18 protein-coding genes are annotated in these 26,151 nt (G+C 58.6%); 4 read left to right on the forward strand and 14 right to left on the reverse strand.

Annotated elements, in window-relative coordinates:
- Positions 1–39: 39 nt before the first annotated feature.
- From FGQ67_RS02650 to uvrA, 11 genes are all read right to left on the reverse strand, one after another.
- Positions 40–960, reverse strand: coding sequence for a dihydrodipicolinate synthase family protein (locus FGQ67_RS02650; protein ID WP_035138887.1), 921 nt, complete (start codon positions 958–960; stop codon positions 40–42).
- Between the two features lie 68 nt (positions 961–1,028).
- Positions 1,029–1,880, reverse strand: a complete 852-nt coding sequence (locus tag FGQ67_RS02655) for an acetylxylan esterase (RefSeq protein WP_138339843.1) — start codon at positions 1,878–1,880, stop codon at positions 1,029–1,031.
- Complete coding sequence (locus tag FGQ67_RS02660; RefSeq protein ID WP_138339845.1) at positions 1,873–2,850, reverse strand: acetylxylan esterase; 978 nt, start codon at positions 2,848–2,850, stop codon at positions 1,873–1,875. The genes FGQ67_RS02655 and FGQ67_RS02660 overlap by 8 nt, the downstream gene beginning before the upstream one ends.
- An 80-nt stretch (positions 2,851–2,930) precedes the next feature.
- Positions 2,931–3,758, reverse strand: a complete 828-nt coding sequence (locus FGQ67_RS02665) for an ABC transporter ATP-binding protein (RefSeq protein ID WP_117848735.1) — start codon at positions 3,756–3,758, stop codon at positions 2,931–2,933.
- A complete protein-coding gene (locus FGQ67_RS02670; RefSeq protein ID WP_099431432.1) occupies positions 3,759–5,774 on the reverse strand; it encodes a dipeptide/oligopeptide/nickel ABC transporter permease/ATP-binding protein in 2,016 nt (671 codons plus the stop codon). It abuts the gene before it with no gap.
- Positions 5,775–5,777: 3 nt separating this feature from the next.
- Positions 5,778–6,734 (reverse strand): ABC transporter permease, encoded by a 957-nt coding sequence (locus FGQ67_RS02675; RefSeq protein WP_035138896.1) that lies wholly within the window; start codon positions 6,732–6,734, stop codon positions 5,778–5,780.
- A 157-nt stretch (positions 6,735–6,891) separates the two neighbouring features.
- Positions 6,892–8,505 carry an ABC transporter substrate-binding protein gene (locus FGQ67_RS02680; RefSeq protein ID WP_035138897.1) on the reverse strand — a complete coding sequence of 538 codons (1,614 nt, stop codon included), beginning with the start codon at positions 8,503–8,505 and terminating at the stop codon, positions 6,892–6,894.
- A gap of 364 nt (positions 8,506–8,869) precedes the next feature.
- A complete protein-coding gene (gene uvrC / locus FGQ67_RS02685; RefSeq protein WP_334202477.1) occupies positions 8,870–10,810 on the reverse strand; it encodes an excinuclease ABC subunit UvrC in 1,941 nt (646 codons plus the stop codon).
- Positions 10,811–10,816: 6 nt separating this feature from the next.
- A complete protein-coding gene (gene murJ / locus FGQ67_RS02690) occupies positions 10,817–12,397 on the reverse strand; it encodes a murein biosynthesis integral membrane protein MurJ (protein ID WP_138339849.1) in 1,581 nt (526 codons plus the stop codon).
- Positions 12,398–12,502: 105 nt separating this feature from the next.
- Positions 12,503–13,003 carry a Cys-tRNA(Pro) deacylase gene (gene ybaK, locus FGQ67_RS02695; protein WP_006236166.1) on the reverse strand — a complete coding sequence of 167 codons (501 nt, stop codon included), beginning with the start codon at positions 13,001–13,003 and terminating at the stop codon, positions 12,503–12,505.
- A gap of 132 nt (positions 13,004–13,135) precedes the next feature.
- Positions 13,136–16,015 (reverse strand): excinuclease ABC subunit UvrA, encoded by a 2,880-nt coding sequence (gene uvrA, locus FGQ67_RS02700; RefSeq protein ID WP_138339851.1) that lies wholly within the window; start codon positions 16,013–16,015, stop codon positions 13,136–13,138.
- A gap of 193 nt (positions 16,016–16,208) precedes the next feature.
- Here uvrA and FGQ67_RS02705 point away from each other — a divergent pair, with 193 nt between their 5' ends.
- The 4 genes from FGQ67_RS02705 to FGQ67_RS02720 all read left to right on the forward strand — a co-directional run bounded on the left by FGQ67_RS02705 (position 16,209) and on the right by FGQ67_RS02720 (position 22,331).
- Entirely contained in the window at positions 16,209–18,362 is a 2,154-nt protein-coding gene (locus FGQ67_RS02705; RefSeq protein WP_171025151.1) for an LTA synthase family protein, read from the forward strand.
- Between the two features lie 145 nt (positions 18,363–18,507).
- Positions 18,508–19,338: an Mrp/NBP35 family ATP-binding protein gene (locus FGQ67_RS02710; RefSeq protein WP_055310500.1), complete on the forward strand. Its 831-nt coding sequence runs from the start codon at positions 18,508–18,510 to the stop codon at positions 19,336–19,338.
- Positions 19,339–20,610 carry an NAD(P)/FAD-dependent oxidoreductase gene (locus tag FGQ67_RS02715; RefSeq protein WP_138339855.1) on the forward strand — a complete coding sequence of 424 codons (1,272 nt, stop codon included), beginning with the start codon at positions 19,339–19,341 and terminating at the stop codon, positions 20,608–20,610.
- An 80-nt stretch (positions 20,611–20,690) separates the two neighbouring features.
- A complete protein-coding gene (locus FGQ67_RS02720) occupies positions 20,691–22,331 on the forward strand; it encodes an NAD(P)/FAD-dependent oxidoreductase (protein ID WP_138339857.1) in 1,641 nt (546 codons plus the stop codon).
- Between the two features lie 65 nt (positions 22,332–22,396).
- On the opposite strand, the gene uvrB is transcribed toward FGQ67_RS02720, so the two are convergent.
- The 3 genes from uvrB to coaE are packed head-to-tail and all read right to left on the reverse strand — an operon-like array spanning position 22,397 to position 25,904.
- Entirely contained in the window at positions 22,397–24,637 is a 2,241-nt protein-coding gene (uvrB, locus tag FGQ67_RS02725; protein ID WP_138339859.1) for an excinuclease ABC subunit UvrB, read from the reverse strand.
- 51 nt (positions 24,638–24,688) lie between these two features.
- Positions 24,689–25,270, reverse strand: coding sequence for a lytic transglycosylase domain-containing protein (locus tag FGQ67_RS02730; RefSeq protein ID WP_138339861.1), 582 nt, complete (start codon positions 25,268–25,270; stop codon positions 24,689–24,691).
- Complete coding sequence (coaE, locus tag FGQ67_RS02735) at positions 25,263–25,904, reverse strand: dephospho-CoA kinase (protein ID WP_138339863.1); 642 nt, start codon at positions 25,902–25,904, stop codon at positions 25,263–25,265. Before coaE ends, FGQ67_RS02730 begins: the two co-directional genes overlap by 8 nt.
- Positions 25,905–26,151 lie beyond the last annotated feature (247 nt).

A 26,151-nucleotide genomic window follows, 5' to 3' on the forward strand; every position in this document is an offset into this window, starting at 1 on the left:
CGACCACTTGAGCCCCAAGATCGGGTGCCTGGGGAAGCTTTACAGGAGACCGTTGTCCTGGAGGACCTTCTTAATCGCCTCGACGTTCTCGCCGGTCATGGCCTTCACCGGGCGCGGCATGGTCGGGCTGTCGAAGATACCCATGAGGTTCATAGCGGTCTTGAAGGCGCCGACGCCACCGGCATAGCCCTGGACGCCCGAGGTGACATCCCAGATGTGCGAAATCTCGTTGAGGCGATCCTGCTCGGCCTTGACGGTAGCCCAGTCACCAGCCTGAGCGGCCTTCCACTGACGCACGTAGCCCTCGGGCTCAACGTTGGCGAGACCCGGGACGGAACCGTCGGCGCCACCGAGGTAGGCGCCGTCGACAACAACCTCGTGACCGGTGAGAATGCTCATCGGATGGCCGTTCTTCTCGTTCTCCTGGACGAGGTAGCGGAACGAAATGTCATCACCCGAGGAATCCTTGACGCCGGCCAGAACGCCCTCGGCGCCGAGCTTGGCAAGGAGCTTCCAGGGGAGCTTGGTGTGGACGCACACGGGGATGTCGTAGGCGAAGATGGGCAGGTCCAGTTCCTCATGCAGGATGCGGAAGTGCTCCTCGACCTCGGTCATGCCCTGCAGGGCATAGAACGGGCAGGTGGCGACAAGCGCATCGGCGCCCAGCTCCTGAGCGACCTTGCCGTGCTCGATCATGCGCTCGGTCTCGGTGTCGATGATGCCGACCAGAACAGGCACGCGGTGATCGACGATACGGACGGCCTCGGCGATGATCTGACGACGACGCTCGTCGGTGGAGAAGACGACCTCGCCCGAGGAGCCCAGGAAGAACAGGCCATCGACGCCGGCATCGATCATGCGGTTGATGCTGCGCTCAAAGGAGGCAACGTCGAGCTGGTGGTCTTCGGTATCGGGAACAACGACGGGAGGGATAACGCCGGTGAATTTCTGAGTTGCCACAAGAATCTCCTTAGTTGTCTGGCGGGCGACCCTATGCCACCCACTCTTGTTGGCAGTGTCCAGGCCGTCTAGGCCAAAGAACACGGGTAGAACGTTTGGTTAAAGAAGTCGATGACTTCGTTTTCGAACGCATTGATGCGCTCGTGAGCGTATTTTGCATAGATGATATGCCTTCGGTCACACTCAAGACCGTTGAATACGGCAAACTGGCCCTTGGGGTCGCTCACGGTATCCATAAGCGATGTACCCATGAGCACCGATCCGCGCACCCTCGACGACAGCGCCTCGAGACCGCCAGGAAGCGGATTGGCAACCGCCGTGCAGGCGAGGCCCCGCTCGTCCAGAGCAGAAACCGCCAGCGCGACTCCGCCGCCAAGACCCTCGCCCCATGCAAAGATGCGGTCGGGGTCCATGCCATCAAGATTGCGTGCCACCTTCGCCAGCGCGCAACCCCAACGGACGCGCTCGACAAAAGCGGGCGAAGAAATCCCCCGCTGCAGGTCGTCCGCACCAGCAACATCGTCATCCAGCGCGAGGACGGCATACCCCATGGCGGCAAATCTCGTCATGTGATGCCAGCCGCGCACAGGCCGATCGATGTCGTGGAACATCAGGCACAACGGCACGCGCTCAGATACTCGGGCACGACCGACAGGCTCGATCAAACGAGCGTGAATCGCATCGTCACCGAGCTCAAAGGAGACCTCCGAGTAACGGGCGCAGGGGTTAACAAAGTCAATCGCCGTAATGGCCAGGCCTTGAATCTCAAGATTCGAAGCGCATGTCTCTAAATCAGAAACATCTGCTTGGACATCACCGCGCCAGTCCCGATATTCTGCGAGCCTTGACGAAACCGTTCCAGGAATTCCCACGAGTCCGGGGACAATCAGCTCGTCGACATTGCTCTCGCACTTAGACATGAGCCTCCCCTCCCTTGCAGAAAAACGGAATGATCAGATCGTCAAAATCCTGAATCTCCTCGTGGCCAAAGCCTTCAAAGAACTCATGACGCTTTTCGCAGGTCAGGTTGTTATAGACCGCAAACTGCGTCGCTGGCGGACAGACGATATCGGCTGTGCCGGTGCCAAACAGCACGGGGCATTTGACCATAGGGGCAAAGTTCTTGGAATCGAAGTACGCCAGCTTGGCATAGGCTTCGTCAATACGAGTCGAGTCCTCGTCAAACCAGCGAGACCAATAGCGCAGGCCCTCGTAGGCAATGTCGTCGGCATCCAAATCCCAGACTAGGCGGAAATCTGACAGGAAGGGATAGAGGATGGCGGCACGATTGATAAGCTCGCTGTTAAGCGCACAGGTCGCAATGCCCAAACCGCCGCCCTGCGACGCGCCGTTCACAAACACACGCGCAAGATCGATGCCCTCGAGCTCGCGAACGATGCGGCACAGGATGCGAATATCTTGGTGCAAGCGGACATAGTAGAGGTTGGCCGGGTCGCCGTCGATACCGGCGACGATATGACCGGCAACCGTTGTGCCCTCAAATCCACCAATGTCCTCGGAGGGACCTCCTTGGCCGGGGCAGTCGAGGGCGATGAGTGCCATGCCCATGCCTGCAAACGACGCCTGCTCAAACCAGCTGCGGCTTGCACCCGGATACCCATGGAACTGAAGTACCAATGGCACGGGCTCGTCCGAGACGGGTTTAAGGTACTTGGCATGCAGGCGCGCGCCGCACATGCCGGTATACCAGAGGTCGAAAAGCTGGCAGGTCGCGGCATCGGCGACCGATGCCGTCTCGATCGCATAGTCAAGCCCGACGGCGTCGGCCTCGGCCATGCGATCCTTCCAAAAGAGATCGAAATCTGATGGACGGGGCATGGCGCCTCGATATTCACCAAATTGATGTTGTAGCTCCTGAGCACTTGGCATGGCTCGTGAACCCAACCTTTCGAAATCGCAACGGAGGTGCGCCCGGCAAGGGAACCGGGCGCACGGGAGGGAAAGCGAGGCTACTCGCCGAGCTTGGGATGCAGCAGCGACGGCGCAGCGCCGAGCAGCATCTTGGTGTAGGGGTCCTGGGGGTGCTGGAAGACCTGCTTGGCCTCGCCCTGCTCGACGATCCTGCCACCATTCATAACGATGATGTCGTCAGAGATATAGCGGACCGTCTGGATGTCATGGCTGATGAACACCATGGCCAGGCCGAGCTCCTTCTTAAGGTCGGTCAACAGGTTCAGAATCTGTGCGCGGACCGAAACGTCCAGAGCCGAGGTGGGCTCGTCGGCGATGATGGCATCGGGGTTCAGCGACAGGGCACGGGCAATTGCGACGCGCTGACGCTGGCCGCCCGAAAGCTGACCGGGAAGAACCTCGGCGGCGGAGCTGGGCAGACCGGTGAGCTCCAGGAGCTCCTTGACGCGCTTCTCCTGCTCGGCCTCGGTACCCAGGTTGTGGACGCGCATGGGGTCGAGCAGCTGCTCGCGAACGACCATGCGGGGGTTGAGCGCCGTGGCCGGGTTCTGGAACACGACCGAGATGACGCGACCCATGTGGCGACGGTCCTCGGCGGTACGTTTGGTAACGTCCTTGCCCTTAAAGTAGACCTTGCCGCTCGTGGGGGCCTGCAGGCCGCACATGACGTTAGCGGTGGTGGACTTACCGCAACCGGACTCGCCGACGATGCCAATCGTCTGACCGGGCATGAGCTTAATCGTTACACCCTGGACGGCGTGAACCAGGTTGGGGTGCAGAATCGAGCCGGTACGGGTCCTAAAGGTGACGTGGACGTCATCAAGGAAGATGATCGGCTCGACGCCGTTTACTGCGGTCTCGCTCATCTACATCACCTCCGCGTGAGGGGTCAAACCATTTGCCTTGAGCACCTCGTCGGGGAGCTCGGAATAGAAGTGCTCGGTGCCGGGCACGCGCTTGAAGACCGGACGGGTGTCCAGGCCAATACGCGGGTGGCTCGAGCGGGGCGCGAAGCGATCGCCCTTGGGGAAATCGCGCGGGCTCGGAACGGCGCCGGGCACCTGGTGCAGGCGGCCCGAACCGCTCTCGATGGACAGAACGGAACCCAGAAGACCGCGGGTGTACTCGTGGATCGGGTTAGTGAGCAGCTCCTTGGTGGGCGCCTGCTCGATAACCTGGCCAGCGTACATAACCGTGATGTTATGGGCGACCTCGGCGACCAGCGCCAGGTCGTGCGAAACGAAGATCATGGCAAAGCCGAGCTTGGCCTGAAGATCGTTGAGCAGCTTGATGACCTGCTTCTGGACGGTAACGTCCAGAGCGGTCGTGGGCTCGTCGCAGATGACCAGCTTGGGGTCGCGGGTAAGGGCCATAGCGATCAGGACACGCTGACGCTGGCCGCCGGAAAGCTCGTGCGGATAGCTCTCGAGCGTGCGCTTGGGATCGAGGCCGACGAGCTCCAGGAGCTCCTCGGCGCTGCGGGTTCCGCCGCGCTTGGTGAGCTGCTTCATCTGGGCAGAGATGAGCATGGAGGGGTTGAGCGAGGACAGGGCGTCCTGATAGACCATAGCGATATCGGTACCGCGCAGGCCGAACCACTCCTTCTTGCTCATCTTGAGCAGGTCACGGCCCTCCCAGAGGACCTCGCCGGAAAGATGCTCGTCCTCATCGGTCAGGCCCATGATGGCCAGCGTGGTGATGGACTTACCGCAACCGGACTCGCCCACCAGGCCCATGGTCTGACCAGGACGGACGTCAAAGTTGACATGGTCGACGACGTTGATATCACCGTGATGCTCAAACTGAATGCAGAAGTCACGGACCGAGAGAATCGGTTCGACAGACTCGTCGGGCACATGGCGATCGTCACGCTTGAGCTCGACATCGCGCAGGGCGCCAAGGCGAGCGGAGAGGGACTGGGCCTGCTCCTTGTAGGCGCGAACGGGGTCGGAGACCAGCAGGTCGGCCTCGCGACGCTTGGAGGAATCGGTCGGATCCAGGGCGGCAGAGGGAGCAGCGGCCATGGCGTCGGTAATGCCCTCGGAGAGGATGTTGAGCGCCAGGCAGGTGATCATGATGGCCAGGCCCGGGAACAGCGCCTGCCACCAACGGCCGGCGAGCACGCCGCCGCGGGCGTCGGCGAGGATGTTGCCCCAGGTAGCGGTGGGCTCCTGGATACCAGCGCCGATGAAGGTCAGCGAGGCCTCGAAGATGATAGCGTCGGCGACCAGGGTAACGGTGAAGACCATGATCGGGGCGATGCAGTTACGCAGAACATGCTTGATCAAAATCCACGGAGCCTTGGCGCCGGAAACGATGACCGCGCGGACATAGTCCTCGCCGTACTCGGACACGATGTTGGCGCGCACGATACGGGCAATCTGCGGAGTGTACATAAAGCCGATGGCGAAGATGATCGACGGCACGGAGTTGCCCAGGATGGAGACGAAGACGGCCGCGAGGGCGATGCCCGGGATGGACATGATGATGTCCAAGATACGCATGATCGTCTCGGAGACGGCCTTGCGCGAAACCGCTGCAAGGGCGCCAACGACCGAGCCGCAGACCAGAGCCATGGCAGTGGCGCCAAAGCCGATAATCAGCGAGTAACGACCACCGTAGAGCATACGCGACAGAATGTCGCGACCCTTATCGTCGGTACCGAAAATAAATCCGTTGCCGGGAGCCTGGCGAGCCGTAAAAATCTCGACCGGGCTATAGGGGGCAAGAAGGGGCGCCAGAATCGCAGTCAGGGCGACCAGCACCAGCACGACGGCTGCAATCTTAGAAGACAGCGTCATCTTCTTCCAGCCACCGAGCTTGAGCCCCTTGGAGGCAGCCTTCTCGAGCTGCTCGGTTTGCTTCTCTCGAATCTTTACCATAATCTACACCGTCCTGATGCGCGGGTTGATGAGCAGGTAGAGCATGTCAACCACGATGTTGATGATGATGAAGGCAAGAGCAACGACGATAACGACGCCCTGAACCAGGTTCGCCTCGTTGCCCTGAACGCCCTGCAAAATCGCGGTGCCCATGCCGGGGAGGTTGAAGATAACCTCGATGACGACGGCGCCGCCCATGAGGTAACCAATCTTAAGACCGAGGGTGGTGACCGGGGTGATCAGCGCATTGCGAAGAACGTTGATGCCGACGACGACCTTCTCGGGAACGCCGGCGCCGCGAGCCATACGGACATAATCCTTGTCGAGCTCCTCGACCATGGCGGTACGCACGATACGAGTCATCTGGCCCGTCAGCGGAAATGCCAAGGCGATAGCGGGCATGATCATACGTCCCAGATAGCCAACCGGATTCGTGGTGAAGTGAGGCAGAGCACCCGATGCCGGGAGCACCTTAAGGTAGGAAGAGAACAGCAGGATCAACAGAACGGCAAGCCAGAACGACGGGGTTGCCAAGCCGGCGATGGAAAAGACGCGGATCACTTGGTCCGGCCATTTGTCGCGATACAGTGCCGCGATGACGCCGAGCAAAAACGAAACGACTGCACCGATGGCAAGACCGATAAAGGTCAGCTGCATCGTGACGGGCAGGGCCGTGGAGATGCGTTTGGCAACGGAGTTGCGAGCAGCACCATAGGTGCCCATGTCGCCATGGATCAGATCGCCCATATAGCGCACGTAGCGCACGGGCCAGGGGTCGTCCAGACCATACTTCTCATGGTACTCGGCAACCGCCTCGGGCGAGGCACCGTCACCCAACGCCGTGTAGGCGGGGTCGGTCTTGGAGAACGACATAAGGAAGAACACCAGGACGGTGACGCCCAATGCCATGATCGGCAGCGCCACAAGACGCCTTCCAATCAAACGTAGCAAGTTGTTCACGTTCTCTCCCCTTTCTTTTGTCGGTAGGACCAACTGGTATATGAGTACGGATACTCATTACAAGACCCGAGCGACATCGTTGCCGCCCGGGTCTTTGTTTCAACTATGAGGATACGGTCCCAACGACCGACATCCTGCATACAGACTCAAGCGAGTCTTACGCCTTGACGGTCGCAACGCCCCTGAAGGACATGCTCGTCGTGCCGATGCCCTTGAAGCCATCGAGAGCCTCGCCGTTGGGCGCAGTGGACGGATCGTCCCAGGAAGCGGAGACGGTCTTGACGTGGACAACGGGGTACAGAACGGCGTTGTCGGCAATGATGTCGAAGCACTCGTTCCACTTCTTCTGCTGCTCGTCGCCCTCGGCGGCAAGAGCCTCGTCCATGAGACCATGGAGCTTCTGCCACTCAGCGGACTCCTTCCACGGGCAACGGGTCTGCATCCAGACGTTGTCGCCGTACCACCAGTTGAGCAGCAGGTCGGGGTCGGCGCCGAAGCAGGAAGGATCGCCAGGGGCAAGGAGGATATCGTAGGCCTCGCCGCCGTCGATGGCAGCGTAGGTAGCCGGCGAGGTATCGGTCTGGATGGTCACATCGAAGCCGAGAGCGTCGAGGTCGTTCTTGACCTGGGCGGCCATGCCCTTAATCTGCTCGTTGTCGGTGGTGCGCAGGGTGATGGCACCCGGGGTGATGCCAGACTCCTCGATGAGCTTCTTAGCCTTCTTGGCGTCGGTCTTGTACACCGTGGAAGCCTCATGATAGTTGGTGAAGCTCTTGGGCAGGTAGCAGCTGGCAGCGGTGGCAAGGCCGGCGAAGGTGTTGCTGACCATCTTCTCGGTGTCGAGCGCATACATGACAGCCTGACGGACCTTGACGTTGTTCCAAGGCTCCTTGGCTACGTTGAACATGATGAAGCGGGTGCCGAAACCCTGAACGTTATCGATCTTGCAGCCGGCGCTCTCGAGCTGGTCGACGGCGTCAGCGGTAACGAGCTCCATAACGAGCGTGGAGCCCTCCTGCTGAGCGGTAACGCGAGCGGTGGGGTCGGTCAGGATGCTGTACTGGATCTTCTTATCCTCGGCAGCGTACTCACCGTTGTACTCGGGGTTGGGAACCAGGGTGATCTCGGTATCGGAGATAGAGTCGTACATCCAGGGGCCGGAGCCGATCGGCTGCTTGGCGCGATCCTCCTCGGTCTGGGTGGCCGGGGTAACGCGGACGATGGCCAGACGATCCTTGAGCAGGGAGAAGTTGGGGACCTTGGTCTTGACCGTCACGGTGCTGGCGTCCTTGGCCTCGATGGACTCGAAGGGCTGGAAGAACGGAGCATAGGTAGCGGAAGCGGCGCAAGCGGTGTAGGAGGCGACGACATCGTCAGCGGTGACCTCGGTGCCATCGGAGAACTTGGCGCCCTTGCGGATGGTGACCTCGAAAGTGGTGTCGTCCACAGACTTGGGATCGTCGGTGGCGAGCTCGTTGAAGGTGCTGTAGTCGTGGTAATCGATGCCGTAGAGGCCCTCGACGACGTGCCAGTTAGCACCCAGGCCCACAGCGGAGCCGGTGCTGGCGGGATCGAAGCTGGACGGAGCGTAAGCGGAACCAGCGGTGATCACGCCGCCGCCACGGTTGGCGGAATCGGTGGAACCGGAAGCGGAACCCTCGTCGCTAGAGCTGCCACCGCAGCCGGTGAGACCAAGCCCTGCGACAGCAGCGACGCTGCCGGTGAGGCCGAGGAACGAACGCCTGGACATACCCTTGTTGATGATGGCCATGTCTTCTCCTATCAATAGAGAATCTTACTCGGGAGCACCTAGACTTGCCCCCGCGCAACTTACGGACGATATATACCTTACCTACCGACGTACCCAACTGAGGTGCCGCGCTCGGCGACCGATACATACATACGCTTGAACGGTATTTACTACCGTTCACCGAATTCGTTGACAAACGATTCGCCAGACAGTATGTATCGGCGAGGTGAGATATCAGTCTTCGTCAACCCGCAGGATAGCAGGGTTTTCGCTTGGGTTAGTCAAACGTTTTAGCGTTAATAAAACCCGAAACTAGCAGGCAATCATGGCGAAATAAATGGTTGAAAATCGCACGATCATGTATATCAGTTGTTTAGGCTCGTGTTTAGCTACCGGAATGGCCAGCCGCCGCCTCGGCGCGCTCGGCATTCCATGCAACGAGCGCCTCGTGGACCGCCTTGGCAACATCGGCAGGTATGCCGCGAACTTCCGCGATCTCTTGCTCGCTCGCCGCGCGCAAACGCTTCATCGAGCCAAAATGGCGCATAAGGGCACGTTTTCTGGTGGGTCCCACGCCTGGAACGTCATCGAGTACCGAAACCGTCATGGCTTTATCGCGCAACTCGCGGTGGAACGTGATGGCAAATCGGTGGGACTCATCGCGTACCTGTTTAATTAGATAGAGCGAAGCAGACCCGGTCGGCAGCACGACAGGAGTCTCGTCCCAAGGCACAAAAACTTCCTCGTCGGCCTTCGCCAAGCCACAAACTGGTATATCGAGCCCAAGAGCCTCAAGTTGCTTGATCGCAGCGGTCAATTGCGGCTTACCGCCATCGACAACGAGCAAATCGGGGCGCGAGCCAAAGCGCTCGTCGGCCATGCGCTCGGGAGCATAGCGTCGTCCCAAAACCTCGGACATCGACACGAAGTCGTTTGCCTCGTCCAATTCGGCCTGAATTTTAAAACGACGGTACTGGCTCTTGTCGGCGCGCCCGTTGGTAAACACCACCATCGAGGCGACCGTAAAGGTGCCATGCAGTGTAGAGATATCGAAGCACTCGATACGCAACGGCGGCGATGGCAGCGCCAGCGCGCTTTCGAGCTCCAGGAGCGCTTGATTGGTGCGGTCGTCAGCGTACCCCGTTCGCATCATATAGCGCATGAGGGCATGGCGCGCATTTTTGGATGCCATATCGAGCAGACGGTGCTTTTCGCCACGCTGCGGCCTATGGAGATGGCAGGAACGCTCACGCTTGCCCGCAAGCCACTCCCCCAGCGCCTCCGCATCCTCAAGCTCGACGGAAAGGTTGACCTCAGCTGGAATATCAGCCGTCTCGTCGTAATAGCGCTTAAGAAAGCCCGATTGAAGTTCCTCTTCGTCGACATCCAAACCCTTATCGAGAATAAACTCGCAGGTTCGAACCGTTCGACCCTCACGCACGACAAAGACGCAAGCGGCGGAGATGGTCTCCTCGCGATAGAAACCGATGACATCGATATCGACACTGGAGGGAAAAACGACTTGTTGACGATCGTCCAGACCCCTGATGACCTCCAAACGACGTTTGACGCGTGCCGCGCGCTCAAAGTCGAGCGCCTCGGCGGCATCCGTCATCTCGGAGGTCAGCTCATCGACGACATCCTTGCGATGGCCCGACAAAAAGCGCTCGACACGCTTGACGTTCTTGGCATAGTCTGCCGGGGAAATCGCGCCGACACACGCACCCGGGCCGCGCCCGACATGGTAGTCAAAGCAGGGACGCCCGTTTTGCGCGCAAATCATATTGACGATGTCTTCCTCGCCCTTGTGGGACTCGACGATACGACGACAACGACGCCATTCCGCACAAGAAGCCGAGCAGATCGGGATCACCTTGCGCAGCGTGTCAATGGTCTCACGTGCCGCACGGCTATCGGTATAGGGTCCAAAATAGCGCGTTCCCGGCTTATGACGCTCACGCGTATATTTGATAGCGGGATACAGGTCGCCCTTTGTAATGGCGATAAAGGGGTAGCTCTTGTCATCCTTGAGGTCGACGTTAAAGTACGGATGGTACTGACCAATCAAATTGCGCTCGAGCACCAACGCCTCATGCTCGGTCTCCACCACGATATAGTCAAAGCTCGCCACCAGCTGCATCATCAGCGGGATCTTTTGACGCTCATCCTGCAGTGTCACGTATTGACGCATGCGGGCGCGTAGGTTTTTCGCCTTGCCCACGTAGATGACATCGCCCTTGGCATCCTTCCAAAGGTAGCAACCGGGTTGTGTGGGAACGCGCGAAACCTGCTCGGCAAGCGTTGGAATGTTGTCGTGACCGGCCACGCGCACCTACTTGCGACGAAGCAGCGCCGAGACCTCGGGCATCTTAAGGACGACGGCAAGGCCAAAGGTAACAGCAAGCGAGACGACACCCGCAACGCAAACGTAGCCAAGAGTAATCAGAATCGAGCCACCAAGTGCCCCGACAAAGAGTTCAAGCGCCCACATGACGCCGGCGCCTGCGGCAGCACCCAGGCCGCCGAGCAAAAGGCCAAAGAAACCGCCATGCAGGATAGATTTGACCTGAAGGCCACGCAAGCGACGACGCAGCCACCACAGCGAACAGCCGACCAAGATCACGTAGTCGACAACATACGAAAGCGCGATTGCCGGCATACCGAAGCCCAGCACAACGCCAAACAGCAGAACCGAGCCGGCCTGGCCGATGGCAGAATACAGGCAATATCGGCTATAGGGCTTCATGTCGAGCAAGGCAGAGAAGCTCTTCTGCATCAACACGACCACGCCGTAGAGCGGCAGCGAGAACGCCAGGTAGACAAGGAACTCGGACACCAGCGCCACGCCGGACTCATCAAACTTGCCGGCACAGTAAATCATGTTGAGCGGACGCGCGAAGACAATCAGGTACAGCGCGAACGGAATCAGGAAGAACAGCATCTGGGCGACGCCATGCGAAATGCCCGTGCGAACGCTGTCGTAATCCTTCTCCTGTGCGTCGTGAGAGAGCTCGGTATAGAGCGCCGTCGAAAGCGAGGCGGCAATCAGCGCGTAGGGTAGCGTGTACCACAGGCGCGCATAGGCGATGACGGAAGGACCAGTCTCGGGCTGGACCACCAGCGCGGCAGCGTTGGTGATAGAAGTCGAGACAAACATGCACACCGTGGCGAGCAGCGTCGGGATACCGAGCGCAATCGTCTGGCGCAGCGCGGGGTCCTTAAAGTCGATATGGATATGGGGATGCACGCCGTGCTTGCCAAGCGCGGGGATCTGACATGCCATCTGAACAAAGACACCGAGGGTCGTACCGGCCGCAATCAAGATGATGCCGGCACGTTCACCAAACTGTGCGGACACGGGCGCAAAACCCATAAAGCTCGCAATGACGATCACATTGTTGAGGACCGGGGCAAACGTCGACCAGAAGTAGTCGCGGTGTGCGTTGAGAACGCCCGAGAACACCGAGCCCAAACCATAAAACAGAATCTGGATGGCAAAGAAACGGAACATGAACGCAGCGGTATCCATGCTGCCGCCGTCACCCGAAAGGAACGATTGCGTCCAGATAAAGCCCGGGGCGAACACGGTCCCCAGCAACGAAATGCCACCCAGCACCAAAAGCAGAATGCCGAGCAGGTTGCCCACGTACTCGTTCGAGGCCTCGCGACCCTGCTCACGCCTCACGCCCATGTACACGGGCAAAAACGCCGTCACGAGCATGCCGCCCATCACGAGTTCGTAGAGCATATTGGGCAGGTTGTTGGCGACCTGATAGGAGGACGAGAGTAGCGACATGCCGATAGCGGCCGCCATTGCCCACGTGCGGATAAAACCGGTGACGCGAGACACGATGGTCAGGATGGTCATAAGCCCGGCGGAACGACCAACCGTGGAGTAGTCCGACGAGCCCATGTCGTCAGTGTCATCTCGCGACGAAGAAGCTTCGGATGAGGGTGTCTGAGGCGCAGATTCTTTTGCAAAATGAGTTCCGCGCTTCAATTCTTCCTGCGGCATCGCTCAGTCCTCTCTCGTAATCGCGGCAACCGTCGCCCCGCAAAATGCAATTAAATCATCGGGTGCAAGCTCGAGCTGATAACCACGCTTGCCTCCCGAAATAAAAATGGTATCCCAAAGGACGCATGTCTCATCAATGAGCGTCCGGTAGCGTTTTTTCATACCGACCGGGCTGCAGCCGCCGCGAACGTAGCCAGTCGCCGCAAGCAAATCCTTCACATGCATCATGGCCAAGGACTTCTCCCCCGCGGCACGCGCGGCGGACTTTAGATCGAGCTCGTCGGCAACAGGGATGCAGCACACGACATAGTCGTTGGACGGTGTCACGCAGACCAAAGTCTTAAATCCTTGACCGGGCTCCTCGCCAAGCTGCTCCGAAATCGCGACCCCCAGGCCCACCGACTCATCACCATCGTCTTCGTACGTATGTAGAACATAGGAAATGCCGGCGCTTTCCAGCTCGCGCATCGCATTGGTTTTTGGCGTCTTTACAGCCTTTGCCATGACATATCCTTTCCCTCGCATTCGGACGCAAGGATTAAGTATATGTCCAATTCGGCTGCATACGTCACTTCGGCACAGCAAGCGCCATCGAATCACAAGGAGTCGATGGCACCCATAAACTGAATCGCCTATTTATTGAGCATCAAGTTGAGCCTGACGCTCCCGGTCGCGCCTGAGCAACGGCGCCAAAAACTTGCCCGTATAACTCTGCGGACAGTCCGCAACCTGCTCCGGTGTGCCCGAAACCACGACGGTTCCGCCGCCGTTACCGCCCTCGGGACCCATATCGATCAGGCGGTCGGCAACCTTGATGACATCAAGGTTGTGTTCAATCACCAGCACCGTGTTGCCCGCATCGACCAAGCGCTGCAGCACATCGAGCAGCTGGCGGACGTCCTCAAAATGAAGGCCGGTCGTCGGCTCGTCCAAAATATAGAACGTCTTGCCCGTCTGGCGTCGATGAAGCTCCTTAGCGAGCTTCACACGCTGCGCCTCGCCGCCCGAGAGCGTCGTGGCGGGCTGGCCTAGGCTCACGTAGCCCAAGCCTACATCGTACAGCGTCTGGAGTTTGCGCTTAATCTGCGGGATATTCCCAAAGAAGGCCAGCGCCTCGGTGACGCTCATGTCTAGCACGTCCGAGATGGTCTTGCCACGGTAGGTGACCTCGAGTGTCTCGCGGTTGTAGCGTTTACCGCCGCAAACTTCGCAAGGAACGTAGATATCGGGAAGGAAGTGCATCTCGATCTTGATCTGTCCGTCGCCCTTGCACGCCTCACAGCGCCCGCCACTCACATTAAAGGAGAAACGACCCGGCGAGTAGCCGCGCGCCTTCGACTCCGGCGTACTCGCAAACAGTGCGCGAAGATCATCCCACAGGCCGATATAGGTAGCAGGGTTGGAACGCGGCGTGCGGCCAATCGGCGACTGGTCAATATCGATAACCTTATCGATACACTCGATGCCCTCGATTTTCTTATACGGACCCACAGGGCGCGTCGAACGGTGAATGGCATTCGTAAGGGCAGGCGCAATGGTGTCGGTAACCAGGGAGCTCTTGCCCGATCCCGACACGCCGGTAACAACCGTAAGCGTACCAAACTCGATCTTGGCGGTAACGTTTTTGAGGTTGTTGGCTCGAGCGCCCGTAATTTTAAGGCAGCCGCGACCGGGCTTGCGCCGTTCATCAGGCACCCGGATCATTCGTTTGCCGGTCAGATAAGCGCCCGTCATCGACTCAGGACACGCCATGATATCGGCAGGCGTTCCCGCCGCGACTACGTGTCCGCCGTTGACGCCGGCGCCGGGACCCATGTCGATCACGTAATCGGCGGCACGGATTGTATCCTCGTCGTGTTCGACGACGATAACGGTATTGCCGATATCGCGCAGGCGCTCGAGCGTCTTGATCAGGCGCTCGTTGTCACGCTGATGAAGACCGATCGAGGGCTCATCCAGAATATAGAGCACGCCCATGAGACCCGCGCCGATCTGCGTTGCCAGGCGAATACGCTGCGCCTCGCCACCAGAAAGCGTCGCCGAGGCACGATCGAGCGTCAGATAGTCGAGTCCAACATCGACCAGAAAACGCAAGCGCTCCAGGATTTCCTTGACGATGCGCCCGCCGATAAACTGTTGGCGCTCGGTGAGCTCCAGGCCCTCAAAAAACTCGAGCGACTCACGGCACGACAGGCAGCAAACCTCGTAAATGGACTTGCCGCCCACGGTGACGGCGAGCATCTCGGGGCGCAGGCGAGCGCCATGGCAGCTCGAGCACGGCTCCTCGCGAATGTACTTCTCCAAGCGCGCCTTGGTGTTCTCGTTCGTCGTCTCGGTATAGCGTTCGTACAGGATGTTGCGAACGCCCGAAAACTTGGTATCCCACTGGCTGCGACGTCCGTCGAGCTTTTGGTAGTCGACCGAGATCTTCGTATCGCCCAGGCCATCCAAGAATGCACGACGCACGCGAGGGGGCAAGTCCTTCCACGGCGTATCGGTGCTCACCTTATAGTGTTTGCAGACCGCAGCAAAAATCTGCGGATAGTAGTTCGAATTGCCAAACAGGCTACCAAAGACTCCGTCGGCAATGGACTTCGAGGGGTCCTCGATCAGCGCCTCGGCATCAACGGTTTTCTTAAAGCCCAGGCCGTCGCACTCAGGGCATGCGCCATAGGGAGCGTTGAACGAAAAATCACGCGGCTGAAGATCGTCAATGGAGTGACCATGCTCCGGGCACGCCAAGGCCAACGAATACTCCAGCAGCTCGCCCTCGGTCCCCTCGGGAGCATCACGATCGGGCAGCATGTACACGTTTACATTGCCGTGAGCCAGCGCGGTCGCCTGCTCAACAGACTCGGCGATACGGCCCAGAGAGTTCTCACGGATCACGATGCGATCGACCACGACCTCGATATCGTGCTTGAACTTCTTGTCCAGATCGATCGGATCGTCGAGCGAGCGCACTTCACCGTCGACACGCACACGACTAAAGCCCTCGGCGCGAAGGTCCTCAAACAGTTTGGTGTATTCGCCTTTTCGCCCGCGCACCACCGGTGCCAGCACAAACGCGCGGCGGCCCTCCCCCGCCGCCAAGACCTTGTCGGCAACCTGGTCGGTCGTCTGACGCTCAATGACGCGGCCGCATTCGGGACAGTGCGGGGTGCCCACACGAGCGAACAGCAGGCGCAGATAGTCATAAATCTCGGTTACGGTGCCAACCGTCGAGCGAGGGTTTTTAGACGTCGTCTTTTGGTCAATCGACACCGCCGGCGAAAGGCCGTCGATTGAATCCAAGTCGGGTTTGTCCATCTGGCCCAAGAACTGGCGCGCATAGCTCGAAAGGCTCTCGACGTATCGACGCTGGCCCTCGGCATAGATAGTGTCAAATGCCAGCGAACTCTTGCCCGAGCCAGAAAGACCGGTAATGACCACGAGTTGGTCACGCGGAATGGAAACATCGATATCACGGAGGTTGTGCTCACGAGCGCCGCGAATAACGATAGAAGAATCAGACATGAAAGCTCCTTGCCTCCTATTGCATCGAATCATACTGTCGATGAGTTTAGCGCACTCGACGCGCACAGATGTTCGTAATACAAGATTCGCAGACCTTTAGCTTTGCGTATCGGGCGCTTTGTTTCTCGAAATGCCGTGGAAAGGTTACAGTAATCTAATACTGAACTTAATTTGCCGTAACAGAGGAACGTCCATGACCGAAGATATCCCCCTTGAAATCACTTCGAGTGACATGGCCAATCTGCCCATATTCATCGCCATCCTTATCGTGGCCATCGTCGTGGTGCGCGTGTATTTTTCAATCAAACACAATGAAAAGCCGCCCATTGCCCGCGTCTTTTGGTGCGCGACGCTCCTCATCCCGCTCGGCATGGTAGCTGCATGGATTACGAATCAATTGCTCGTAAATGAGGACAGTTCCCTATGGGTCCTTTCTTATTCGGCGCTCGGTGCTGCCGCCGTCATACTTCTTGTCGAGCCCTTGGTTTCGGGACTTATCGACCAAACCGATCTTGCGACGGGAACGGTTGCCTGTATTTGCCGTGACATCCTTGTCATCGCCGCTGTTTCAGCGCTCTCGTTCGTTTCACTCGAAATTGCCTGCAACGAAACGTTCTATCGCATTCCCGCCAACTCATTCGGGTTTTCCGTCGGGCTGCTCGCGACGGTTCTGCTCTCCCTTTATTTGCTGGGACAGCGTCATGGAGGCGTCATGGCCCTCGTGCCCGTCGCCTGCTGCATCCTTGGCATTGCCGAGCACTTCGTCATAACGTTTAAAGGCGAAGCCATCCTGCCAAGCGATATCTTGGCCCTTGGCACCGCAATGGAGGTGAGCGAGGGATACGAGTTTACCTTTACCGCCGGAATCGTAACCTCTCTCGCCCTGCTGGAGATTTCCCTGGGGCTTCTTTCGCTTATCCGTCCGCGAAAGCTCCGTACGCCCACCCATGTCTTCCCCGCAATCGCCGCTAACCTCTGTGCTTTTCTGTTAGTGACCGTTGTGGGGCTCTCGGGCTTTTCCAGCATCGACTTGGAGCAGGCGCTGAATTTTGGATTTGACCGTTGGCAGCCCATCACCACATATGCGTCTCAGGGTTTTATCACTTCGTTCACCGAAATGGTCAACGAGTTGCCCATTGAGAAGCCCGAAGACTATACGCCCGATGAGGCGCAGAGCATCGAGCAGGAGCTCGCCGCCGCCTACGACAGCACGTATGGCTCGAGCGAGCAACGCGCGGCGGCCGTTGCCCAGTTCAATGAAATCAAGCCGACGATTGTTGCCGTCATGAACGAGAGTTTTAGCGACCTTTCGTGCTTTGAGCAGCTCCAGGCGGCCGGGTACACCGGCCCCGCATTCTACAACTCGCTTCCCGACACGCTTGTTCGCGGCACCATGCTCGCTTCGGTCACCGGTGGCGGAACGGCAAACTCCGAATTCGAATTTTTGACCGGAGCGACAACGGCCTTTGTCGGATTAGGCAAGATCCCCTATCAGCTGTATCAGATGAATGGCGTCAACAGCCTGGCAAAGGACCTTAAAGAGCTTGGGTATACCGCTACCGCTATGCACCCGCAAAACCCCGTCAACTACCATCGAGATAAAATCTATCAGCAGCTGGGCTTTGGAGACTTTCTTTCAATCGGCGATTTCGAAGGTGCGCCCTGTTACCATGCCGGCGTATGCGACTACGCCACCTACGACAAGATACTCGACCTGCTTAGAACCGACGAAGCACCGCAGTTCATCTTTGACGTCACGATGCAAAATCACGGCGGCTACGACTATGGCACCGTTCCCGCCGAAGAGCTGACAAACTATTGGGTCGAGGGAGCCAGCGAGGGCGCCAATAGCGCGCTCAACACCTATCTCACCTGCATCAATGCATCCGACCGGGACCTCGAGTACTTTATCAACGAGCTCCGCAATATCGGCAGACCGGTTGTCCTTGTCTTTTTTGGCGACCATCAGCCGAGCGCCGCAACGACCCTCAACGACGAGCTGTACCCTCAGGAAGATACGGCAGACCACGCTTTCCGTAACTACCAGTCGACATATTTCGTCTGGGCTAACTATGAAATCGCCGGCAATACCGAGCTCAACGTCTACGACACCGTCGGGGCAAACGAGATTGCAGCCATTACCCTTAATAAGATCGGCGCCCCGCTCACCGACTATCAAAAAGCCCTGCTTGCAACAAGGTCAGATGTGCCCACCATCAATGTCGCCGGCTACCTTGGTGCCGACGGGCTGCGCTACGACTTGGAATCTGAAGACAGCCCATACGCCTCGACGATCGACAAGCTGCAGCGCATGCAATACCTCGAGTTCGCCAGCAAAGTTCAGTAAGCCCGCCCATTCGCTTGGACCCATCGTATTGCAAGCACGCTCGGCCCAAATGCATCGCAAATGACTCCCGCTCGCAAACGAGGGTACAATGACGCTCGTGTCACACCACGGGGCCCCGGCCCCAACATATACAAAGGAGTCATACATGGGTTGCGAGCACGCACAGGCCGCCGGCGGACAAACGTCGCCGTCGCAATTTGAGGAGAACACGCTGTCCGAGGTCAAGCGCGTCATCGCCGTGCTTTCCGGCAAGGGCGGTGTCGGCAAGTCGTTTGTCACCGGTGCCATCGCCACCGAGCTTGCCCGTCACGGCCACAAGGTCGGCGTCCTCGATGCCGACATCACCGGTCCCTCTATCCCCAAGATGTTCGGCATGAGCGGACGCCACGTCCATGCCCTTGGCAACCTTATGCTGCCCGAAATCTCCGAGCACGGCGTCAAGGTCATGAGCTCCAACCTGCTGCTCCAAAACGAGACCGACCCCGTCCTTTGGCGCGGTCCGGTCATCGCAGGCGCCATTAGGCAGTTCTGGAGCGAGACCTCGTGGGGCCCCATCGACTACCTGCTGGTCGACATGCCTCCGGGAACAGGCGACGTCGCTCTCACCGTCTTCCAGTCACTGCCCGTCGACGGCATCGTCATCGTCACGAGCCCGCAGGATCTGGTCTCGATGATCGTCGCCAAGGCGGTCAACATGGCCGAGAAGATGAACGTCCCCATTCTGGGCATTGTCGAGAACATGAGCTATATTGAGTGCCCCGACTGCGGCAAGAAGATCGAGGTCTTTGGCAAGAGCAAGCTCCCCGAGGTCGCAGAGCGCTATAACCTCGACATCTTGGGCACGCTTCCCATCAATCCGTCACTCGCTGAGGCTTGCGATAAGGGCGAGGTCGAGACCGCGCTGCCCGATGGCATGTTGCCCAAGGCAGTCTCTGCCGTCGAGGCCATTACCCCGCACGAGACCGACGAGGCCTAAGTGAACGCGAGCGCCTTCTATGACGTCCTGGTAATCGGCGGCGGGGCTTCAGGCCTCGCCGCTGCCATTACGGCCGCACGCGCTGGCAAAAGCGTCTGCATCGTTGAGCGCGATGTCGCCTGTGGCCTTAAGCTCCTTGCGACCGGTAACGGCCGCTGCAACCTCTCCAACGAATCGATTGATCCTCAGCGGTATAACCACCCCGCATTCGTCGAATCCGTCATGGGCCCCCAGCCCGAACAAGAGCTTATGGGTTTCTTCTCCTCGCTGGGTATCATGACAACCTCCGAGGAAGGCCGGCTGTACCCGCGCTCCCTTCGCGCTGAATCGGTGCGCGACGCGCTTCTCAACGTTTGCGACCGCCTAGGTATCACCTTAATCTGCGGAGCCAACGTTGCCTCGGCGCACAAAGCTTCCGAAGGCTGGGCACTCCAAATAGACCGTCCAGCGCGGGCGCTCAAGGCAAAAAAGAACGACGACCGAAAATCGGAGCTCCGCTCGCTTCGGAAAGCGCTCGCCGATGTCCCTCGCAAGAACGAGGCCCTGCAGGCACATGCCGTAATTATCGCCACGGGTGGCAACCCCACCGGTATCGCCGATACGTTTAGCCTCCCCCTCACTTCGCTGCGCCCCATCCTCTGCCCCGTATCGGCAACGGTCGTTGGCGATCGGGCGGCACTCAAGACGTTGGATGGTCTGCGCGTCCGCGCCCGCTTGACGCTCACCCATAACCATAGTGAGCTCTGGCACGAAGACGGTGAAATACTGTTTCGAGCCTTCGGCATCTCGGGCGTCGCTGTCTTCAACCTCTCCCGTCGTATCCAGCGCGGCGATACGATCCTGCTCGACGTTTTCCCCGACCTCTCCAAAGACGAGCTGCTCGATATGCTCAACCGGCGCGTTGAGCTGCTCGGCGGCTTTTCGCCCCGCGATCCCCGTTGGCTCGACGGCATGCTCGCCCCGCGACTCTCCCGCGTCGTCTGCACGGCGTTCGAGCAGTGCCATCCAGGCTCCAACGATGTCATCCACCTGGTCTCGATCCTCAAGCACTTTAAGTTGCTCGTCGAGGGAACAGCCGAGGAGCGCTCGGCGCAGGTCACGCGTGGTGGCGTATCTGTCGAGAGCATCTCAACACCCAGTCTACGCGCGCGCAGCGCTGTCGACGCCCCGCTTTACGTCTGCGGCGAAGCGCTCGACATCGACGCCGATTGCGGAGGCTTTAACCTTGCGTGGGCCTGGCTCTCGGGCATTCGCGCTGCAAGCAGCCTGTAGCCGCTCAGTCTATAATCAAAAACGCATTCGGGCCGTCTGGGATACCGGACGGCCTCTTTCTTGCCTCTAAGGAGACCTCGATGATCGAAATCACCCAAGTCAACGCGTCGCTCGATGAAGCCGGCGATGAAAATGCCTGCCTCATTGTTGGCAAGCGAGTCGCCAAGCGCGTCCTACGTTGCAAGGACTCCGAGATCAAGTCCATCGAGCTCCACCGCAAGTCAATTGACGCTCGCAAAAAACGAGACGTCCATTTTATCCTGAGCTTTCGTGTTGAGCTGACTAGTCCCCACCTCGAGCGAGAAGCGGTCGACAGCGTTGCCGAGCGTGACCGCTCGCGCGTACGCGCGATAGAAGACGATGAGCCTTCATTCCCCTCCCCCGTCTCCGACGCACCTCAAGAACGCCCCGTCGTTGTCGGCGCCGGATGCGCCGGCCTTTTCGCTGCACTCACCCTTGCCGAAGCGGGTCTGAAGCCCTTGCTTATCGAGCGCGGCGACCCGGCATTTCGCCGCTCGCAGGCGATCGACCTCTTTCTAAAGGAGCGCATCCTCGACCCCGAGAGCAATATCCAGTTTGGTCTGGGCGGCGCGGGGACCTTCTCGGACGGCAAGCTCAATACGGGAACAAAAAATACCGCCCATCGCCTTATCCTCGAAACCTTCTTCGAGGCGGGTGCGCCCCGCGATATTCTGTGGGATGCCAAGCCGCACATTGGCTCCGACATCCTTCCCAAGGTTGTCACCGCTATATCCCAGCGCATCGAGCAGCTCGGAGGTGTCGTCCGTTATCGAACGAAGCTCGTCGACATTCGCATCGACGCGTCTGGCGCCATCACCGGTATTGATGTCCAATCGTCCCAAGACGCCGCTTACGAACCAATCGAGACAAAGCACCTCATCCTCGCCTGCGGGCATTCTGCTCGCGATATTTTTGAGCTCCTTAAGGACCACAACGTGGCCCTCGCACAAAAGACCTTTGCCATGGGCGTTCGCATCGAGCATCCGCAGCGCGACATCGACCGAGCCCAATATGGAGCCTTGGCGGGACATCCTGCCCTCGGAGCAGCCCCCTACAAGCTCGTCGCCCATCTTCCCAACGGCCGCAGCGTGTTCTCGTTTTGCATGTGCCCCGGCGGGCAGGTTGTCGCCGCCTCTTCCGAGCAGGGCCACCTGTGCGTCAACGGCGCCAGCCTCAATGCCCGCGACGGACGCAACGCAAACGCTGCCCTGCTCGTTAACGTCACGCCTGAGGACCTTCCCAACGATGACCCGCTCGCCGGCATCGAGCTCCAGCGCGCCTGCGAGGCGGCCGCCTATCGCCTAGGCGGTTCCAACTGGAACGCACCGGCACAACTCGTCGGAGATTTCCTCGCAGGACGCGTCAGCAAGGCGCCCGGAAAGATAAAGCCCACCTATCCGCTCGGTGTGACCTGGACGGCAATTGACGAAGCCCTACCGCAGCATATCGTCGAGTCGCTCCGTCTGGGACTTCCCCTACTCGGAAAAAAGCTACGAGGCTACGACCGTCCCGATGCCGTTCTTACCGGCGTGGAGACTCGTTCGAGCTCACCGGTCACTGTCACCCGAGACCGAACGTGCCATGCCGTGTCGACCCCGGGCCTCTACCCTTGTGGTGAGGGAGCTGGATATGCCGGCGGCATCATGAGCGCGGCCACCGACGGCATCCGTTGTGCTGAAGCCCTGATCGCAGACCTCTAACGCACAAATTCCAGCGCGCAAAAGACATAGGCCCCGAGCTCCACAGGGAACTCGGAGCCTGTTCGTTATTTCTTAAACCGTGCACCCTGGCGTTTTCTGCCCGATGCGAACGTGGAACCCTTGCGGGCCTGCGAGCGTAAGCGCTCGATCGCCTCGTCCTCAGACGCACCCTCGAGCATCGCCCGAATCTGAACGACAGCATCGCGCAGGCGCGCCGCCTCCTCAAAGTCCATAGCGGCAGAAGCGTTACGCATATCCTCTTCCATGGTTTCGACGATCCGCACAAGCTCGTCATGCGGCAGTTCTTCCAACTGCTCCGCAAGTGTCTGCTCGGGCGCCACCGTTTCCGGCACACCGCCCTCGCCCGACTCATCGGGCGTATAGAATGCGCCATGGCCAAGAGAGTCGCCCTTCGAGCGTCCCTTGGAGCCCACAGTTTTTTCGGCCTCGGCAATAAAACTTGAGATGTCGTTGATGGCCTTGCGCACTGTCTTGGGCACAATGCCATGTTCTTCGTTATATGCCATCTGAATCTCGCGACGGCGCTGCGTCTCCTCGATGGCCTCTTTCATCGAATCGGTCACAACGTCTGCATACATGATGACTTCGCCATCGGCGTTACGGGCCGCACGGCCAATCGTCTGAATCAGCGAACGGCGGTTGCGCAAGAAGCCTTCCTTATCGGCATCGAGAATTGCCACCAGTGAGACCTCGGGAAGATCCAAGCCCTCGCGAAGCAGGTTGATGCCAACGAGAACATCGATCTTGCCCTCGCGCAGCGTTCGCAGGATCTCGACGCGGTCCATTGTCGCCGTATCAGAGTGCATGTAATTGACCTTAATGCCCGCGTCGAGCAGATGGTCGGTCAGGTCCTCGGCCATGCGCTTGGTCAACGTGGTCACCAGCACGCGCTCCTTGCGGGCAACGCGCTCGCGAATCTCGTCCTCAAGATCGTCAATCTGGCCGCGAACTGGACGCACGTCAATCTTGGGGTCGAGAAGGCCGGTCGGACGAATAATCTGCTCCACGTCGTTTTGGCTCACCCGCAGCTCGTAGTCGCCCGGCGTGGCCGAAACATAGATAAACTGGGGTATCCTTGCTTCAAACTCATCGAAACGAAGCGGGCGGTTATCGAGCGCCGAGGGCAGGCGAAAACCATGTTCCACCAGCGTCACCTTACGCGAGCGGTCACCTTCGTGCATGCCGCGAATCTGCGGCACCGTCACATGGCTCTCATCGATGATGCAGAGCATATCCTTGGGAAAGTAATCGATTAGGGTAAACGGCGGCTCACCCGGCTTGCGACCGTCCAGATGACGCGAGTAGTTCTCGATGCCGTTGCAAAAGCCCATCGTCTCGAGCATCTCAAGATCATAATCGGTACGCTGCTGCAGACGCTGCGCCTCGAGCAACTTGTCGGTCGCCTTGAGCTCCGCCACGCGCTTCTCGCACTCTTCGCTGATCGATTTCAGAGCCGCCTTGACCTTCGGCTTCTCGGTCACGTAGTGCGATGCCGGCCATACGGGAATGGCCTCGTACTCACGAAGCATCTCACCGGTGACCTCATCGATCTCGGCAATCAGCTCGACCTCGTCGCCAAAGAACTCAAACCGCAACGGATGCTCGGCATAAGGCGGATACACGTCAACAACATCGCCGCGCACGCGGAACGTGCCACGCGCCAGGTCATAGTCATTGCGATCATATTGAATGTCGATAAGCGCATGGATAAAGTCATCGCGCTCGAGCGGCACCTTCTTGTCGACGTTTGGAGCCAGACCCGCATAGTCCTCAGGAGAGCCAATGCCATAGATACATGAGACCGATGCGACAACGATCACATCACGTCGAGAGAGCAGTGACGCGGTCGCCTGATGGCGCAGCATCTCGACCTCTTCGTTAACCGAGGAGTCTTTCTCGATATATGTATCGCTTTGCGGCACATACGCCTCGGGCTGATAGTAGTCGTAGTACGAGACGAAGTAGACCACAGCGTTATTGGGAAAGAACTCTTTGAGCTCGCTCGCAAGCTGAGCGGCGAGCGTTTTATTCGGAGCCATGACAAGGGTCGGCTTACCCAAGGCCTCAATGGTTTTGGCCATCGTAAAAGTCTTACCCGAACCAGTCACACCCAGCAAAACCTGATAGCGGTCTCCGTCCCTCACGCCCCGCACAAGTGACTCAATGGCCTTAGGCTGGGAACCAGCGGGCTCGTATGGAGACACGACCTTAAACGGCACATCAGCGCCCTCAACGCCAAAGCGCTTAAGTTCACCACCAACGCGTTCTACTTCAAATTCCGCCATGGATACTCCTAACTCATACATCTGCAGTATACGCAGGCGGAAGGCATAGTCCTATACGAACCGATCGGGATAGATGGTCTTGTAGCGAGCCCAGGCATTATTGACACGAATCAGATACGCCTGCGTCTCGGGAAAGGTAATTGCATTATGAAGCGACGTACCCTGCTGCGCCCATCCGTCGACATTGCCCATGCCGGCGTTATAGGCGGCAATGGCACTGTCAGTCGACCCGTTAAAATACGCTAGAAGATACGAAAGATACGCACAGCCAAACTCGATATTCGTAGCCGGATCGTTAAGGTTGTCGGCCGAATACTCGCCACCGTCGACAAGGCCCTTGGCGATCATATCCTGGGCAGTCTCGGGCATCAGCTGCATCAATCCCTGAGCACCTTGATTCGACTCGGCCTCGGGATCCCAATTCGATTCCGACTTAATGACAGCGCACACCAGATACGGATCCAGATTATGCGAAATACTGGATTGCTTTACATACGCCTCGTAGTCAATCGGATACAACGGCTTAAAGAAAGCGGCAGGAGCACACGAGTAAACGAATGAGATAAGGCCGAAGACAAAAACGGCAGCCAGCGGCATAAGGCGATACCACGCAAAGAAACGTGTCTTAGGCATCGGCATCCTCCTTATCCGCAGTGTCTATAAACCCATGGCATGCAAGCCATGAGTCAAGCTGCTCAAAGAGCGAATTATCACCTGAGGCATTATCAATCACCGTTGTAGCGAGATTGCACAGCGCAGACTCATCGGGCTGACAAGCAGAACGGGCATCGAAATCAGATGGCTCCATGCCACGTTGAATAGCGCGCTCGCGACGAACTGACAAAGGGGCGCTGATGACCAAAATTTCATCAGCCAAGCCAAATGCATCCTCAAAACCAGTCGGAGCAGAAACCTCGACCACCGCAAAGCGATAACGAGGAGATGAAACCGTACAACAAACCGGATCGAGAATCCTAAGCGAAAGCTGTTCAATGAGGACAGGATGCACAATGCCATTGAGCCGTGCGACCGAATCAGGAGAAGCAAAAGCTCGAGAAGCGAGGATGCCGCGGCGAATGCCGCCTTCCTCATCCAAAATGTCCCAACCGAATTCATCCGCGAGTGTATTGACGATATCAGAGCCCGGCACATACAGCGATTTTGCAAGCTCATCCAGATCGATAAGCATAGCGCCACGAGATTCGAAATAGCGGCAGGCAGTCGACTTACCCGAAGCAATATTGCCCAAGACAAATACGGTAAACATCAAGCCCTCCCTAACGCCAATGCGAGTAATTATCGCTCAAATACACTAGAAGGACTCAAAATACAGCCAAACAGTAAGAGCGCATACGGGGGAAATAGGTCCCAAAGTACAACGTGTATACAACGCAAAAAAGGGGGAGGCCGCGAGGCCTCCCCCTTCTCAGTTCGATGACGGCTCGGTGCCGTCCACCGGTCAGCGGCGCCCTGGCCTCCCACGGGCTGACCCCGCAGTACTCTCGGCGCGATGG

Origin of the sequence: Collinsella aerofaciens (genome assembly GCF_005845035.1) — a bacterium.
Taxonomy (GTDB): Bacteria; Actinomycetota; Coriobacteriia; order Coriobacteriales; family Coriobacteriaceae; genus Collinsella; species Collinsella aerofaciens_I.